At 59.9% G+C, this 14,955-nt stretch carries 15 protein-coding genes; 7 read left to right on the top strand and 8 right to left on the bottom strand.

Annotation, left to right across the window (positions count from 1 at the left end; all coding sequences use genetic code 11):
• Nucleotides 1-135: 135 nt before the first annotated feature.
• The 3 genes from C5F70_RS28875 to C5F70_RS28865 form a co-directional block, all read right to left on the bottom strand.
• Nucleotides 136-1,500: a hypothetical protein gene (locus C5F70_RS28875; RefSeq protein WP_104904420.1), complete on the bottom strand. Its 1,365-nt coding sequence runs from the start codon at nt 1,498-1,500 to the stop codon at nt 136-138.
• A 399-nt stretch (nt 1,501-1,899) separates the two neighbouring features.
• Nucleotides 1,900-2,178, bottom strand: a complete 279-nt coding sequence (locus tag C5F70_RS28870; protein ID WP_017847346.1) for a hypothetical protein — start codon at nt 2,176-2,178, stop codon at nt 1,900-1,902.
• 83 nt (nt 2,179-2,261) lie between these two features.
• A complete protein-coding gene (locus tag C5F70_RS28865; protein ID WP_017847345.1) occupies nt 2,262-3,179 on the bottom strand; it encodes a LysR family transcriptional regulator in 918 nt (305 codons plus the stop codon).
• Nucleotides 3,180-3,280: 101 nt separating this feature from the next.
• On the opposite strand from C5F70_RS28865, the gene ilvD reads away from it, so the two are divergent.
• The gene (gene ilvD / locus C5F70_RS28860; RefSeq protein WP_104904419.1) at nt 3,281-5,212 is read left to right on the top strand and encodes a dihydroxy-acid dehydratase; all 1,932 of its coding nucleotides are present in this window, start codon (nt 3,281-3,283) and stop codon (nt 5,210-5,212) included.
• Between the two features lie 68 nt (nt 5,213-5,280).
• Here the strand turns inward: ilvD and C5F70_RS28855 are convergent, their stop codons facing one another.
• Nucleotides 5,281-5,724, bottom strand: a complete 444-nt coding sequence (locus C5F70_RS28855; protein ID WP_017847343.1) for a tautomerase family protein — start codon at nt 5,722-5,724, stop codon at nt 5,281-5,283.
• Nucleotides 5,725-5,819: 95 nt separating this feature from the next.
• Between C5F70_RS28855 and C5F70_RS28850 the strand changes: the two genes are divergently transcribed.
• Nucleotides 5,820-6,782, top strand: coding sequence for a GlxA family transcriptional regulator (locus C5F70_RS28850; protein ID WP_104904418.1), 963 nt, complete (start codon nt 5,820-5,822; stop codon nt 6,780-6,782).
• A gap of 52 nt (nt 6,783-6,834) precedes the next feature.
• On the opposite strand, the gene C5F70_RS28845 is transcribed toward C5F70_RS28850, so the two are convergent.
• A complete protein-coding gene (locus C5F70_RS28845) occupies nt 6,835-7,329 on the bottom strand; it encodes a helix-turn-helix domain-containing protein (RefSeq protein ID WP_104904417.1) in 495 nt (164 codons plus the stop codon).
• Nucleotides 7,330-7,440: 111 nt separating this feature from the next.
• Here C5F70_RS28845 and fabF point away from each other — a divergent pair, with 111 nt between their 5' ends.
• Both fabF and C5F70_RS28835 read left to right on the top strand, forming a co-directional pair.
• Nucleotides 7,441-8,709, top strand: a complete 1,269-nt coding sequence (gene fabF / locus C5F70_RS28840; protein ID WP_046382015.1) for a beta-ketoacyl-ACP synthase II — start codon at nt 7,441-7,443, stop codon at nt 8,707-8,709.
• A gap of 113 nt (nt 8,710-8,822) precedes the next feature.
• Entirely contained in the window at nt 8,823-9,419 is a 597-nt protein-coding gene (locus C5F70_RS28835) for an NADPH-dependent FMN reductase (protein ID WP_104904416.1), read from the top strand.
• A gap of 67 nt (nt 9,420-9,486) precedes the next feature.
• Here C5F70_RS28835 and C5F70_RS28830 read toward each other — a convergent pair whose 3' ends face one another.
• A complete protein-coding gene (locus C5F70_RS28830; protein WP_104904415.1) occupies nt 9,487-10,521 on the bottom strand; it encodes a S9 family peptidase in 1,035 nt (344 codons plus the stop codon).
• Between the two features lie 129 nt (nt 10,522-10,650).
• Nucleotides 10,651-11,514 carry a LysR family transcriptional regulator gene (locus C5F70_RS28825; RefSeq protein ID WP_104904414.1) on the bottom strand — a complete coding sequence of 288 codons (864 nt, stop codon included), beginning with the start codon at nt 11,512-11,514 and terminating at the stop codon, nt 10,651-10,653.
• A gap of 108 nt (nt 11,515-11,622) precedes the next feature.
• Here C5F70_RS28825 and C5F70_RS28820 point away from each other — a divergent pair, with 108 nt between their 5' ends.
• The gene (locus tag C5F70_RS28820; RefSeq protein ID WP_017847336.1) at nt 11,623-12,015 is read left to right on the top strand and encodes a 4-oxalocrotonate tautomerase; all 393 of its coding nucleotides are present in this window, start codon (nt 11,623-11,625) and stop codon (nt 12,013-12,015) included.
• Nucleotides 12,016-12,328: 313 nt separating this feature from the next.
• Here C5F70_RS28820 and C5F70_RS28810 read toward each other — a convergent pair whose 3' ends face one another.
• Nucleotides 12,329-13,216 (bottom strand): LysR family transcriptional regulator, encoded by an 888-nt coding sequence (locus C5F70_RS28810; RefSeq protein WP_104904413.1) that lies wholly within the window; start codon nt 13,214-13,216, stop codon nt 12,329-12,331.
• Nucleotides 13,217-13,347: 131 nt separating this feature from the next.
• Between C5F70_RS28810 and C5F70_RS28805 the strand changes: the two genes are divergently transcribed.
• Together C5F70_RS28805 and C5F70_RS28800 are read left to right on the top strand one after the other, a co-directional pair.
• On the top strand, nt 13,348-14,385 hold the full coding sequence (locus C5F70_RS28805; RefSeq protein ID WP_046385166.1) for an SDR family oxidoreductase: 1,038 nt from the start codon (nt 13,348-13,350) through the stop codon (nt 14,383-14,385).
• On the top strand, nt 14,382-14,945 hold the full coding sequence (locus tag C5F70_RS28800; protein WP_104904412.1) for a histidine phosphatase family protein: 564 nt from the start codon (nt 14,382-14,384) through the stop codon (nt 14,943-14,945). Before C5F70_RS28805 ends, C5F70_RS28800 begins: the two co-directional genes overlap by 4 nt.
• Nucleotides 14,946-14,955: the final 10 nt, after the last annotated feature.

Raw genomic sequence — 14,955 nt, 5'->3', positions numbered from 1 at the left:
CGGCCGACGCCTTAATCGTGTTACTGAACTGACTGCGCTTACAGCGCTCTCAACTGGCCCCCAGCTGTTGTCTAATCCTGGCCGTAGCATCAAAGCTGAAGTTGCTGCAACTCAGTACCCCTTTGACCGTAGACCTCACCAAAACCAATACGGCAAAAACTTGGGTGTCGGCTCATTGGCCAACTCCAGGTGGTAAGTAACCGAGTTAAAGAAAAACATGTCCAATATAAGGAAGGCGACAGCACCAAAAGAGAAAATCACAAATTCACGATGTGGATGCACGCTGAAACGTGTCACCATCCAGGGCCTAACGGCAACAAGGGCAATCAACCCCATGGACGCACCGAGATAGTTCGGCTGAAGTGGAGTCGCCGCATACAGACCATGAATAAACGCGAGCAGTAACACTCCCAGGCCAACCACTGGCAGGTTTAAGCAAAACCTCAGCAGTTTGTCTCGGGTACTTGCAAAGAGAGCGCTGCGATCCACGAAGATGTAGGCAGCCAACAAGGAAATAGCGGGTGTAATTGAAAGTATGTAACGCGCCTTCTTGGAGCTTGGAATCGTGAACAGTACGATCACCACAAGGAGCCAGCCCGAGAGATACAAGAGCATGTTCGTGGCCGGATCAGGTGAGCGTTCAAAAAAGCACTTCCCCTTCTTGACGATAACGTTCAAAGCGATAAGAGCTGTTACGCCATAGGTCAGCAAGCCGGCAGAGAAATAGAAGTAATAACGGGACGAGTGATCACTGCCAAACCGCCCCAACCCTTGCATGATCAATACCTCTTGTAGAAACGCGTCTCCACCTTGTACGTAGGCAGCCCATGTCAGCACCGCAATGCCTGTGGCCAGGACCAAGCCCGCCAGCAAGCAAAACACAACCAGCATGCGCCATTGCTTGCTCAAAAAATAATAAGCGGCGACCACACTGGCAGGGCCGATCAGACCAATAGGGCCACGAAATGCAAAGCCCAGCGCAAGGCCCGCGAGCACAAGCAGCAAGCGAAAACGCTGTTTGTATACCTCTCCCGTGTAGGCCAGATAAAAACACACCACTGTAAAAAGCGCGGGGTATATATCCAGTGCCAAGGAGTTCACGCCGTCCAGAAATGACCAGGTGAACAGGGCAAACACAACACCATATGCGCCCCATTTTTTCTCATGCAATGCACCGAGCTTGTAAACAAACACCAGCATCAAGGCCGCGGCAACACAGAAAGGAAGGCCCATTGAAAGAATCGATACACGACCAAACGGCAAAGAAACCAGATAAACAAGGAGCGTATTGATCACCGTGTAATCGGGATATGGCCGCAGATCATCCGCAATTGGAAACAGCGTCACCCCATGCGCGAGCATATATTGAGCAAAATCGACAAAGCGCGTTGTGTAATTGAGCACAGCAGGCTTGTATTGCAACACTGCGAATATGAGAAATGTCAATATAAAAATAAATGAGCATGGCTTTTTTACAGCCATTTCCTTTAGCACTTTCATGTGGACCTGCTATCCCAAAAAACTCGCAGGCTAGCATTTTGCTTTTTGCGCCATCCAGACAAAAACAGTGAAAAGTTGTTAAACAACATGCGACCTATTGACTCAACTAATCAACTAGCATGCGAGTTCTGAACATCAGCTGAACACACTCTAAAAATATGCAAACAGCCCGACACCGGTATTGACTCTCTCACCAATAAACTCTATGGATTCGCCAATTTCGAACTATCGAGCACGGACTAGCACGTACATCGGCGTCATGTTGCATCCAGGGAAATCCCCCGCCGTCGGGTGATATTCGTCATTGCCCGTGTTGTAACCCACCGCACGGTCTATGGCAGCGCCGACCACCGTGGGCTCCAGATCATCAAGATAGAACGGGCCCTCCAGGCCAATGCATCACCAGTTCACAATCATCGGCAACCCGGGACGGAAATCGTGTGCCTGGCCGCTGGCGCCATGATCGATTTCCAGTAAGAGCAGGTGTTCATCACCCTGAACAATTTCAAATCCTTTCAGCTGGTTTGCGCAGGTGGCAGCGGTCGAAAACGCGTGGTGGTCGGGCATGATAACGCGCAACGATGTCATCTCGCGAAAGCCGTTGGGATGTTCAAACGGCTGCGCTCGCTCAGCAGGCGCCTCATCTGGCCTCTTGGCAAACGAAAGAAAAAACCACATCGGTATTAATTCCCTTTAATCCCAGGCGTTGATTGCCCAACCATGCGGCCACAGGTTAACAACCTCACTCGCCCGGCCTAGGATCAACTCATGTCCAGTTCGAGCAATTGACTGGCCATGTGCAGGAAGTTGGCAAGCGTCGGTGTCGTATCGTCGCGGCGGTAAACCAGGCCTGTTTCCAGATGCGGCGCATTATCTTCCAAAGCGAGATAGCGCACCCCCGAGCGAGCGAGATGGCGCAATGACGCCGGCACCAGCGCGATGCCCATGCCTGCCGATACCAAGCTAATGATCGTCTGCATCTGAATAGCGTGCTGGGCAATATGCAGGCTACCGCCGCACGCGGCGTAGTAGCCGGTGACCAGGTCATAGAACGCCGGTGCCGCACGCCTGGGAAAGACCACCAGCGGGCAAGATATCATCGCGTCCGAAGATAACCGGCCCTCCACATCGACCAGGCGCCCGTCCGCCATCCACGCTTGCGGCACAGCGGCAATCAGTGGCTCGACGACCAAAGACCGGTAGGCCAATTGATCGGGGATCGTGGCCCACGGGTTGGCAATGACAATGCCTGCGTGCCCCTTGCCCTCGAGCAGCGCAGCGATCTGAAGATCACTGGTAGCCTCCATCAACGAAAGTTCCACCGCCGGGTACAGGCTGCGGAACCGTTGGACCAGCACGGGAAGAATGCTGTAGTCAGCGGTACTGACAAACGACAGCTCCAACCCGCCGGCATCGCCGCGAAGGATGGCTTGCGCTGTATGACCCAGCGCATCGATAGCCCCCAGCGCGGCCCGCACCTGAGGTAGCCATTGCTCGGCGAACGGGGTCAGCGCCACGCTGCGCTTGGTCCGTACAAACAGCGAGGCGCCGACTTCGCGCTCCAGCGCCATGATCGACTGGCTCAACGGCGGCTGGGTCATGCACAGGCGTTGCGCTGCCAGGCTGAAATGCAACGTCTGGGCGACAGCGACAAAATGCCTGAGCTGGCGAACATCCATTCCTTATACCTCCAGAGACTTAATAAGCATTAAATAATATATTTCACAGCCATCCAACCGATCTTTAGCCTGAGTCCATACCGTCAGCCCAGGAGGACTCAATGCCCGCTTATCGTTCGAGAACCACTACCCATGGCCGCAACATGGCCGGTGCCCGCAGCCTGTGGCGCGCCACAGGCATGACCGATGACGACTTCGGCAAACCCATCATTGCCATCGCCAACAGCTTTACGCAGTTTGTTCCAGGCCACGTACACCTCAAGGACCTCGGCCAACTGGTTGCCGGCGAAGTGGCGGCGGCCGGTGGCGTGGCGAAGGAGTTCAACACCATCGCCGTCGACGACGGTATCGCCATGGGCCATGACGGCATGCTCTATTCACTGCCCTCGCGGGAACTGATCGCCGATGCCGTTGAATACATGGTCAACGCGCATTGCGCCGATGCGCTGGTGTGCATCTCCAACTGCGACAAAATCACCCCCGGCATGTTGATGGCTGCCACGCGCCTAAACATTCCGACCGTGTTCGTTTCTGGCGGGGCGATGGAGGCGGGGAAAGCGGTAATCAACGGCACGCGCCAGTCTCTGGACTTGATCGACGCGATGGTGATCGCCGCCGATGACGCCTATAGCGACGAGGAAGTCGCCGCGGTCGAACGCGCCGCCTGCCCCACCTGCGGCTCATGCTCCGGCATGTTCACCGCCAACTCAATGAACTGCCTGACGGAAGCGCTTGGCCTGGCATTGCCCGGCAATGGCACGGTGCTGGCGACTCATGTTGAGCGTGAGGGCTTGTTTCGCCAGAGCGGGCGGCTGATCGTCGAGTTAGCCAAACGTTGGTATGAACAGGACGACGCACGTGCGTTGCCGCGCAACATTGCCAACCGCGCGGCGTTTGCAAACGCCATGAGCCTGGACATCGCCATGGGCGGCTCGACCAACACGGTCCTTCACCTGTTGGCAGCTGCGCGCGAAGGCGGCGTGGCGTTCAACATGGCCGACATTGACCGGCTGTCTCGCCAAGTCCCGTGGCTGTGCAAAGTCGCGCCCGCCTGCAGCGATGTACACATCGAGAACGTGCATCGCGCCGGTGGCATCATGGCGATCCTTGGCGAGTTGGACCGCGCAGGCTTGATCGACACAAGCCTTCCGACAATCCACGCGCCCACCTTGAAAGATGCGCTGGATCGCTGGGACATCGCCCGTAGCCCAGACCAGCAAGTACAGACATTTTTCCGCGCCGCGCCGGGCAATGCCCTCACCCAGCGAGCCTTCAGTCAGTCAGCGCGCTGGGATGACCTGGACACAGACCGGTCAACGGGCGCGATCCGATGCGCTGAACAGGCTTTCAGCAAGGACGGCGGCCTCGCGGTGCTGTTTGGCAACCTGGCGCCGGAGGGCTGTATCGTCAAAACAGCCAGCGTCGCCCCCTCCATGTTGGTGTTCGAAGGCAAAGCCGTGGTTTTCGAAAGTCAGGAGGCGGCGGTGGCTGGCATCCTTGGCGACCAGGTGGTGCCTGGCGATGTGGTGGTCATCCGCTACGAAGGCCCCAAGGGCGGCCCTGGTATGCAGGAAATGCTCTACCCCACCAGCTATCTCAAATCCAAAGCGCTGGCCAAGTCCTGCGCGCTTTTGACCGACGGGCGATTTTCGGGCGGCAGCTCGGGCCTGTCCATCGGCCATGTCTCACCGGAAGCGGCGGAAGGTGGACTGATAGGCCTGGTGGAAACAGGGGACGTGATCAAGATCGATATTCCCAACCGTTCCGTTGAACTGAGGGTCGATGAGGCAACGTTGAACCAGCGTTACCACTCGATGGATGCCAAGGAAGGGCAAGCCTGGCAGCCCGCCGCACGGGCGCGAAAAGTGTCGGCGGCACTTCAGGCCTACGCGGCACTGACATCGAACGCGGCTCGCGGTGCGGTCAGGGATGTGACGCAGGTTCAGCATCGAGCTGGCGGCAGGCGAGCATCCCCCCCTGCCCCACCGCGAATCGCAACACTACCGCCAACCGTTTTTCTCGACAGGGACTGAAACAACCGACGGTTCGACCGGGGGACGAATAAGCGTACAGGTGTACGCTTTCTGGCGGGCGCCTATCGTTAGTCAGCGAGATGTCCGTATCCGGCTGCACGGGTGAAGTCGGCCAAATGCCAGATCTCACCGTTCGCCCCCCACGTTCCGTCGACAACCTCCTCGATCTGTATCGAGCTCAGCAACCGGCGCTGATCCCCCGCCGCCAGGTTCGATTGTAGGGCGCCATGCAGTTCACTCACGTAGCGCTGGCGCATCGGTGCATCAAGGACGCCGGCGGGCACCTTGACGATGACCATGCACGGGACAACCTGGGCATGAGGAGCAACGCCTCCGCACAGCCATTGATCGGCCTGCACTTCCTCAATCAACACCCAGCACAACATACGTTGCTGAGGGGCATCGCCCATGTGTTCATTAATCATCGCCACGTCGCTCACGCTTCGAAGCAACTGGTGGCGCTGTGGCAGGTTGAAAGCGCCGGTAGGCACCTTGATCAGGATGTTTGGCATGGCGAAACCTCGCGGTTAACTGGAGGCGCCATTGGGCCAGTTATCCCTTCCCTCGATAAGTGACCGATTCGTCTTCTTTCGGGCATAATCGGACAATGTACGATTTCACTGTCCTCGTCTTTCCCGGGGCGTTCGCCTCGAGCGTCGCAGCCACCCTGGACATCCTCGACACCGCCGCAATACTTGCGCAGCGGCGCGGCCTTGCCGTGCCGCGCTGGCGCGTGTGTGGGCCGCAGCCAGGGTTGATTACGCTGGGCCAAGGCATGCTGCTGCAGGTTGACGCGCTGACCACAGATGTCGAGGACAACTCCTGCTGGGTCATTCCGGGCCTTGGCATCAGCGACTTCGACGTGCTGCGGCAGCGGCTTGAGGAAGACGTGGTCCTTCGGGCCCTGCCAGCACTGAAGGCACATGTGAATCAAGGCAAGGAGATTGCCGCCTCATGCTCGGCGGTCTTTCTCCTGCATGCCGCCGGGTTGCTCACGGGGCGACGGGTGACGACTTCCTGGTGGCTCGCCCCTTGGCTGTCGAGCATGGCGCCTGACTGCATTGTCGACCCCAACGTCATGGTGCTCCGCGATCCGCCGCTGACGACCGCCGGTGCAGCCTTCGCACAAACCGACTTGATGCTGCACCTGCTGCGCAGACGTCTGTCGCCGGAACTCGCCGACGCGGTGGGCAAGGCTCTGCTGCTCGATGGCCGGCAATTGCAGTCCCCCTTCATCAATCCGGCAATCATGGCCCAGGGCAATACGCTGGTCGCCAACCTCACCGCCTACATCGAAGCACGCCTGCCCCATCCGCCCAGTGTGCCAAGCCTTGCGGCATACGTCGGCATGTCTGAGCGAACGCTGTCGCGGCACCTTCGAAAAGCAACCGGTCTTTCAACTCGCAATCTGATCCAACGCGTGCAATTGAACAGAGCCCGCGTGCTGCTGGAAACCAGCAGGTACTCCGTTGAATCTATCGCCGTGCAGGTGGGATACCAAGATGCCACGGCCCTGCGGCGACTCATGCGCCGCCTGTTGAACACCTCGCCAAAACAACTGCGCCAGTGAGTTCTAACCGCTGGCAGCCCTTGAGTGCCGCACTCATCCGCTGCACGGCGCCTCACTCAATCCGGTCAGCCACGCACCCGAACCGCTGACGCATGCCCGCGCTGGCCGCGGGTCCGGCCTGCACGCTGCACTGGTCCAGGGGCACAAGACGGCCATCGGCGACATCCGCCATCATCGGCAGCACCGGCCGCCCCGTCTCCCGCTCGACAATCTGCACGCTTTCCCCTTCTGGCGCGTAATGGCGATTGCCCCAGGCCACGAAGGCCATGAGCACCACGCGGAAATCTTCGCCCTTGGCCGTCGGCACGTACTGGTAACGCAGCGGGCGCTGACTGTAAGGCTGACGCTCGAGCAGGCCCGCCTCCACCAGCGAGTTCAAGCGTCTGGTGAGCATGTTCGGGGCGATATCCAGGCTGCGGGAAAACTCCTCGAAGCGTCGCAGGCCATGCAGGGCGTCGCGCATGATCAAAATGCTCCACCACTCGCCAACCCGTTCCAGGCTACGGGCGATCGGGCATTCGGCATGAATGAGGGTCTTGCGTTGCATGACAGTTCCTTACGGGGTTCGAACATTTGGTGGCCAGGCATGTTACTTTCATAATGATAGTGACGTCCATATGTCGCTACCCCTCCCTTAAGCACAAAGAACTGGATCATCATGAACAAACGCATCGTCGTTACAGGCATGGGCGCGCTGACCCCACTTGGCTGCGGAGTCGAGCAAATATGGCAACGCCTGCTGGCAGGGCAGTCGGGGATCCGCCGGTTGCCACCGGAGCTGATCGGCGATCTGTCGATCAGCATCGGTGGCCAGGTTCCCGACCGCATCCAAGACCCGGAGGCCGGCTTCGATCCGGATCTACTGCTGGCCCCCAAAGAACAGCGCAAGATGGACCGCTTCATTCTGTTCGCCCTGGCAGCGGCCCATGAAGCGTTGACACAGGCCGGCTGGGCGCCGCAAACCCCAGAGGCGCAGGAGCGCACCGCCACCATCATCGCTTCGGGCGTGGGCGGGTTTCCGGCGATTGCCGAAGCCGTGCGGACGACTGATAGCAAGGGGCCACGGCGCCTGTCACCCTTCACCATCCCGTCATTTCTCAGCAATATGGCCGCCGGGCATGTCTCCATCCGCCATGGTCTCAAGGGGCCACTGGGGGCTCCGGTGACCGCATGTGCGGCGGGCGTCCAGGCCATCGGCGACGCTGCACGGATGATTCGCGCGGGGGAAATCGACGTAGCGCTCTGCGGCGGGACGGAGGCGGCCATTCACCGGGTCAGCCTGGCTGGCTTCGCTGCCGCACGCGCCCTCTCGAGCGATTACAACGACACCCCGGAGCGCGCCTCGCGCCCCTTCGATCAGGCCCGCGATGGTTTCGTCATGGGTGAAGGCGCCGGCCTGCTGGTCATCGAAGAGTTGCAACATGCCTTGGCACGCGGCGCCACACCCATCGCCGAGCTGGTGGGCTATGGCACCAGCGCCGACGCGTACCACATGACCGCCGGGCCCGAAGATGGCGACGGCGCCCGCCGCGCCATGCAACAGGCATTGCGCCAAGCCGGCGTGGACGCATCCCAGGTTCAGCACCTGAATGCCCACGCCACCTCGACCCCGGTGGGCGACAAAGGCGAACTCGCGGCAATCAAAGCCCTGTTCGGCACAGACAGCGGCCTTGCGATCAGTTCGACCAAGTCCGCCACTGGCCACCTGCTGGGCGCTGCGGGGGGGATCGAGGCGATCTTCACCGTACTTGCGCTGCGCGATCAGGTAGTTCCGGCGACACTCAATCTGCAAACTCCGGATGCCGCTGCCGAAGGCCTGAACCTGATTCGCGGCCAGGCCCAGCACCTGCCCATGGAATATGCGCTGTCCAATGGCTTCGGTTTCGGCGGGGTCAACGCCAGCGTGCTGTTCCGACGCTGGATCTAAAACCGGATATTGCGTCCGGCTTCAGTGTGGTTGGGGTCTCGGCACCGAGAGGTCGAGACCTCAACATCGGGTGCCGCCAAGCTCCCCGCTGAGCGCTGGATGGCTATGCCGCAATGGTGAACGAAGCTCAGCTCGTGCGAAACTTCACCGACTCACGAATCACGAACGGTGTTGAAATGGTGCGTTTGCTTGCTGTCTCGGGAAGTCTGCGTCAGGCCTCTTCCAACTCAATTTTGCTACGCGCAGTTGAGCATCTATGCCCCGAAGAGGTACAGGTCGCACATTACGAAGGCATCGCTGAATTGCCTCACTTCAACCCGGACCTGCTCGAGAATCCCCCCGAGTCAGTCTTGGCGTTGCGCGCAATTATCGGGCAGGCGGATGGGCTGTTGGTTTCGTGCCCCGAGTACGCTCGAGGTATTCCCGGCGCATTCAAGAACATGCTCGATTGGCTGGTGAGCAGTGAAGAGTTTCCGGGCAAGCCTGTCGCGCTGTTCAACGCATCGCCCAGAGCCAGCCACGCGCAAGCGGCATTGCGGCTGGTCCTGGAAACGATGTCGGCGAGCATCATCGAGCAAGCGTCAATCACGGTTAACCTCCTGTCCAGCCAGTCGAGCGCCGAGGGCATTGCCGCCGACCCGGTGATGGGCCCGTTGATCAGTACTGCGCTCGACGCGTTTAAACGGCGTCTCGAAACTCAAGAGCCTTGATGCTCCAACATCGCTTGTCGAGTGGTTGCCCGCACGCGTTGATTGCCAACGCTGGCCGCCAGTGCATTCACTGGCTGGCTCTGGCGTGAACCCACGCGTTTATCGTTTCAAGGGCGCCTGGAGCGTAGGCAAGACGACCTTCCATGAGGAACCTCATCGTGGTGAACCAGGACCACTCGCTGGTGAGTTGCGTGTTGTAAGCCGCCGCCTTGAGCAGCCCATGGGTTGCATCCGGTATGACTTCAATCCGGTTGGCGGGATGGTTGCCGCCGAGCGCCTTTCGGTAGAGGGCTGCGCTGGCTTCGGGATCGACATTCAGATCGTCCGCGCCCCACAGCGCAAGCAGCGGAATGTCGAGTTTTTCCAAGGCACCGGTTGCGTCTTCGTGAAGATTGCGCCGCACAAACGCCCAGCGTTCTGCGCTCATGCCGTCCAGAAGGGCAACCGGCGGCACCTGCGCAGAGGCAAACAAACGCTCATCGGCGGCGGCGATCCGAGCCATCGTTGCGTCGATGTCGGGCTCGGACATCCCCGTGCGTTGCAACCGCGTCCGCGTGTAATAGTCACCTTGTCTTTGCCAGGATACCGCGCCCCCGACAAGCACCAGAAAGTCCGCATCCCCCGACGCCAGGCGGGGCAGTACCCAGCCGGCTTGTGAAAACCCAAGCGCACCGACAAGGATTGCTGGCAACTTACTGCGCAGGGCAGACAACGCGCTGCGCACGTCCACGTAGCGGTCCGTCATCGACTGGCTGAGCCAATTCCCCGGCGAATCCCCAACGCCCGGTTTATCCCACGAAACAACCGCAATGCCGGCATCGAGAAGCGCGTTGATGAGTGGATCGTAACCCTGCTGCGACGTGCGATCCTGGGGGCCATCCCCGTGAACCAGAACCACTGCCGCTGTTGCCGCACGGTCGGGCAGCCAGAGCGTGCCGGCCAGGCGCAGCCCATTTGCGTCGAAAGCAAACGGTTCGCTGGCTCTGCGATCCAGACCATAAGTGTCAAGCCGCGCGAGAACAAGCAACGCGATAGCCACGATGAGACAAACGACGGCAATCAACTTTACGCGGTAACGTTTCATCCAGATTTCTTTATGCATAGTCACTCCTTTTTTCCCTTCAAGAGTTCCGGCTGACAGGCCCGAATCTCAGTGCCAATCCCTGACGCAGTGCATGCATTTCGCAACGCCCCCGTAGCGCCCTAGCGGCGCTGCTGGCTTCTCGGACGATTAACTGAACTGGCTCGCAAGCATTTCCCTGACGGCCCCGACCAAGGGCGATTCGCCAGGACGAGGGGGCAACAGGCTGAACTCAACATCCGGCAATCCCGGTAAATGGTGCGCCGACTGGCAGACCTGCGCGCCCATCGGTACTGCGGACGCATTCAGACAAGCGACGCCCAAACCTGCCAATAACGCTGATTGCAGCCCCGCGACGCCGGACGCCGAATGCGCAACCACATAAGGCACCTCGTGAGCCTCCAAGGTCTCTCTGGCGAGGCGCTGCAGGCTGCACCCCTGCGGCAGTACCAAAAGTGGCAACGGGGTGTTTTCCTCCCGCTCAGCCTCGAACCCCGCGACCGACACCCAACGCAACGCCTCCCGTCGCACCGGCAAGCCCTCGGGCAGGCTACGCCCGTCGAGAATTCGCATGGAAAGGCCGATATCGAAGTCGCCTGAATCTGCCCCGCTCTCGATTTGCATGCTCTTGCGTACCGACACATGCAGGCGAAGGTGCGGATAGCGCACTCGCAGTTTCTTCAACAGGTCGGCGATCGAGCTGGGCAGAAAGTAGTCGGTGATAGCCAGCCGCAACTCGCCGACAAAGGTCACGCCACGCACGCTTTCAAGGGCACGCTCACTCAAGGCGAGCATGTCGCGTGTGTGGACCAATAAGCGTTCGCCAGCCGGTGTCGGCCTGACGCCTTTTTTACCCCGCTCCAGCAACGTAACCCCGGTGAAGGCCTCGAGCTTGCGCAATTGCTCGCTTAACGCCGACTGCGACCGACACAACTTAGGCGCCGCCTGCGCGAGGCTGCCTGACTCCATCGCAACCGCGAAGGCTCGCAAAAGTTCGAGATCAAAGGGGCGCATGCTCATCCTGCCGTTTTTCCGAAGGATACGATCATATCTTCCGGCTTTTCAGCACTCAAGCCACTCCTTACTCTGAGCCAGACATTTACTTCCGACGAGGACTCCAACATGCCCGGCATCACACTCAAAATCTCTGGCCAACCTGACCTTGCGCGAGTCCAGGGGATCGTTTCCCAGCTCACCGCGCTAACCTGCGACGTGCTGGAGAAACGCCCGGAGCAGACGCTGGTGATGGTGCATTTCGTGCCTCATGAGCAATGGTTCATCAACAGTTGCTCGCTGGCCGAACTGGGTTACAACTCGTTCCGGCTGGAGGTCACCATCACCGATGAGACAAACACCAAAGCGCAGAAGGCGCGCTTTCAGCGTGAGGCTTTCGCGCTATTGGCCGAGGAAATCGGCAACCTGCATCCACACTCCAACATCCACCTCATCGATTGCAGGGCCAGTGCGTATGGGTATGGCGGCGTGAGCCAGGAATACAAACATCACCATCCCTGAAGTACTGCACGTGAACGGCGGGCTGTACATCGCCGGATGAGCCTTGCGCGCCTCGTTTTTTGCCCGTTGAGCGGTCAAGCGAGAAATGAGCGCGCGCCCTTCAGGGGCGCGGGTTCATGGGGCCAGCGGCCGCACTTACGCGCTGGCAACCTGCAAGGAGCTACGTACCTTGCCTGGGCTGCTGCCGGTGATGCGCCGAAACCAATGACCAAAGGAATCCCCCGACGCAAATCCCAGGTGCTGCGCCAGGGTCTCGTTGGAGTGTTCGCCTGCCAGGCCTCGGTATGCCTTCGCGATCCGCACTGCGACGTTGTCAGCTCGCCCTTTGATGCGTGCCGACGCAGAGGACTTCGAGCAACACCTGCTCCAAGATGTCAAAGAAACATCTGATGTGCGCCTGTTTCAACGCCTGAGGCCGGGTTACCAGATAGACCTCCATCTCTGGAAGTTCCAGCTCCGGGAACAACTCCGTCAGGCCCTTCGCCAGAATACGCGGCAGTACAGCCACGCCCATGCCTTGCCGCACCGACTCCAGTTGGACGGCGAACGAGTTCACGCTGATTTGCGCACGGTCCAGGCCCGCAGCCTTTGCGGCACGCATTTGAGGCAACATATCCAGCGGAGGAAGCAAGGCGATGTTGACCGCCGTAGCCAGGGTCACCCCGGGAGATCGCTTCAGGTACCCGGCCTCAGCGAAGACGCCATAGGCGAGCTTGCCGATGGGTCGATAAATCAACGATGGCTCGCCCAGGTGCGCTGTGCGGATGGCGATATCCGCCACCCCGCGGACGATCTTGTGAAAGTCGGTGGCGACCAGTAACTCCACGGAACAGCGCGGATGCAGGACCGTAAACCGGCTCGCGGCGTCCAACACACAAGAAGAAAACCCCTCGCCGGCACTGACCAGCACGCTGCCACATAGCGCTGCGTGTTCCCCGGACAACTCCGCCGCCGTCTGACGCCTCAAGCCCGCCTCTGCTGCCACCGCGACGTCCACCAGGGCTTGGCCCCGCGAGGTCAACCAGCAACCTTCAACGCCGCGTTCAACGAGCGGCTCACCCAGGGCCGCTTCCAGCTGGGTCAGGCGACGGGACACGGTAGACGCCGCGATCCCCAGCAACTGGCCAGCTTGAAGAAAACTGCCACGCCGCGAGACCGCCAACAGCAGACGAAGATCGTCCCAATTTGCCTGCAACGCCATACCTCCCATCCTCCAGGGTTTGCATATATGCAAAGCCATTATGCAGTAGTCGCTGTTTTTCAGGCGCAGCCTCAACGGTATATCTACCGGCCTTCGAAACGACTGGAATGAAATGTATGACTATGGACCCCATGCGCAACGCATTCGTCACTGGCGCAACCGGCTTGCTGGGCAACAACCTGGTGCGGGAACTGGTCGCACACGGCTACGCCGTCAAAGCCCTGGTCCGCTCACGGGCCAAGGGTGAGCAGCAGTTCAACGACCTGCCGAGCGTGGAACTGGTCGTTGGCGATATGGCCGACATCGACGCGTTCGCAACATCGTTGCAAGGCTGCGATACGGTGTTTCATACCGCGGCGTTCTTTCGCGATAACTACAAGGGCGGCAGCCACTGGGAAGCGCTCGAAAAGATCAATGTCGCCGGTACGCAAGCCCTGCTTCACCAGGCCTACCGCGCGGGGGTCCGCCGCTTCGTGCATACCTCGTCGATTGCCGTGCTCGACGGAGCCCCCGGCACCTCTATCGACGAGACATGCCTGCGGGCCGAAGCCGATGCGGATGACTACTACCGCAGCAAGATCCTCGCCGAGCGTGTCGTCTTGACGTTCCTTGAAACCCATCCCCAAATGCATGCCTGCATGGTGCTGCCCGGCTGGATGTGGGGCCCGGGCGATATGGGCCCGACCTCCTCCGGACAATTGGTCAAGGACGTGATCAACGGCAAGTTACCCGGGCTGATCCCCGGCACTTTCTCCGTGGTCGATGCCCGCGATGTGGCATGTGCCCAGATCGCCGCCGCCAAACATGGGCGGCGAGGAGAGCGCTACCTCGCGGCCGGTCGCAACTTGACCATGCGCCAGTTGGTACCTGTGCTGGGGCGTATCGCGGGCGTCAAAACCCCTGTTCGGCAACTGCCAGTACCCGCGCTGTACCTGTTGGCGGCGGTGCAGGAGGTTTACGCGCGCGTTACCGGCAAGCCTATTTTGCTGAGCATGGCGACGTTGCGCCTATTGATACGAGAGGAGCACCGTACCTGTTTTAACCACCACAAGAGCGAACAGGAGCTTGGCCTGAGTTTTCGAGTGCTGGAGCAGACCGTTTCTGACACTGTGGCGTGGTATCGGAAACATGGCGTGGTTAAGCCAAACAAGGACGAAAACACACGATGAGCAAAACCATCATCCTGATGCGTCACGGCCAGCCCAAGATGGCCGCGCGCGAAAGAATCTCAATGTTCGAGATGAAAGACTGGATCGAGCAATACAACCGATCCGAAATCATCCGCCATCCGGCTCCGGACGCCAGCCAGCAACTCGCCGCAGCCGCCACCCTGGTTGTTTCAAGCAGCGCGCCTCGTGCGCTGACCTCGGTCGAGATGCTCGGGCTGAAGCCTGCTGTCGTCGACGCGCTTTTCTGCGAAGCGCAACTGCCTTATGGCCGTTGGCGATTGCCCCGGCTATCGCCGTTTACCTGGGCATTTATCTTCCGGGTCTTATGGCTGTGCGGTTACTCACGCAATATCGAATCCGCTGGCGCCGCAAGGTTGCGCGCCAACACGGCCGCTCAACGACTGCAGTCCCTCGCCGGTGAAGGGCCGGTTCTGCTGCTCGGTCATGGCGTGATGAATCGAATGATCGCCAAACACCTGCTCGCAGACGGTTGGACCCGCCAACAGCACAATGGCAGCCAATATTGGAGCGCGACGGTGTATCAATACGCTGGTGTATAGACGGTGATCG

This window comes from Pseudomonas sp. LH1G9 (assembly GCF_002949975.1).
GTDB classification, from domain to species: Bacteria; Pseudomonadota; Gammaproteobacteria; order Pseudomonadales; family Pseudomonadaceae; genus Aquipseudomonas; species Aquipseudomonas veronii.
The sequence above is the reverse complement of the archived record's forward strand: the minus strand, read 5'-3'. Positions and strand labels throughout refer to the sequence as shown.

Bases quoted from the DNA above. Each gene is read 5' to 3' on its own strand.
- C5F70_RS28865 (WP_017847345.1), bottom strand. From the start codon at position 3,179: ATGGATGTTCGCCAGCTCAGGCATTTTGTCGCTGTCGCCCAGACGTTG.
- C5F70_RS28850 (WP_104904418.1), top strand. From the start codon at position 5,820: ATGTACGATTTCACTGTCCTCGTCTTTCCCGGGGCGTTCGCCTCGAGC.
- C5F70_RS28800 (WP_104904412.1), top strand. From the start codon at position 14,382: ATGAGCAAAACCATCATCCTGATGCGTCACGGCCAGCCCAAGATGGCC.
- C5F70_RS28875 (WP_104904420.1), bottom strand. From the start codon at position 1,500: ATGAAAGTGCTAAAGGAAATGGCTGTAAAAAAGCCATGCTCATTTATT.
- ilvD (WP_104904419.1), top strand. From the start codon at position 3,281: ATGCCCGCTTATCGTTCGAGAACCACTACCCATGGCCGCAACATGGCC.
- C5F70_RS28870 (WP_017847346.1), bottom strand. From the start codon at position 2,178: ATGTGGTTTTTTCTTTCGTTTGCCAAGAGGCCAGATGAGGCGCCTGCT.
- C5F70_RS28830 (WP_104904415.1), bottom strand. From the start codon at position 10,521: ATGCATAAAGAAATCTGGATGAAACGTTACCGCGTAAAGTTGATTGCC.
- C5F70_RS28810 (WP_104904413.1), bottom strand. From the start codon at position 13,216: ATGGCGTTGCAGGCAAATTGGGACGATCTTCGTCTGCTGTTGGCGGTC.
- C5F70_RS28825 (WP_104904414.1), bottom strand. From the start codon at position 11,514: ATGCGCCCCTTTGATCTCGAACTTTTGCGAGCCTTCGCGGTTGCGATG.
- C5F70_RS28820 (WP_017847336.1), top strand. From the start codon at position 11,623: ATGCCCGGCATCACACTCAAAATCTCTGGCCAACCTGACCTTGCGCGA.
- fabF (WP_046382015.1), top strand. From the start codon at position 7,441: ATGAACAAACGCATCGTCGTTACAGGCATGGGCGCGCTGACCCCACTT.
- C5F70_RS28805 (WP_046385166.1), top strand. From the start codon at position 13,348: ATGCGCAACGCATTCGTCACTGGCGCAACCGGCTTGCTGGGCAACAAC.
- C5F70_RS28855 (WP_017847343.1), bottom strand. From the start codon at position 5,724: ATGCCAAACATCCTGATCAAGGTGCCTACCGGCGCTTTCAACCTGCCA.
- C5F70_RS28835 (WP_104904416.1), top strand. From the start codon at position 8,823: ATGGTGAACGAAGCTCAGCTCGTGCGAAACTTCACCGACTCACGAATC.
- C5F70_RS28845 (WP_104904417.1), bottom strand. From the start codon at position 7,329: ATGCAACGCAAGACCCTCATTCATGCCGAATGCCCGATCGCCCGTAGC.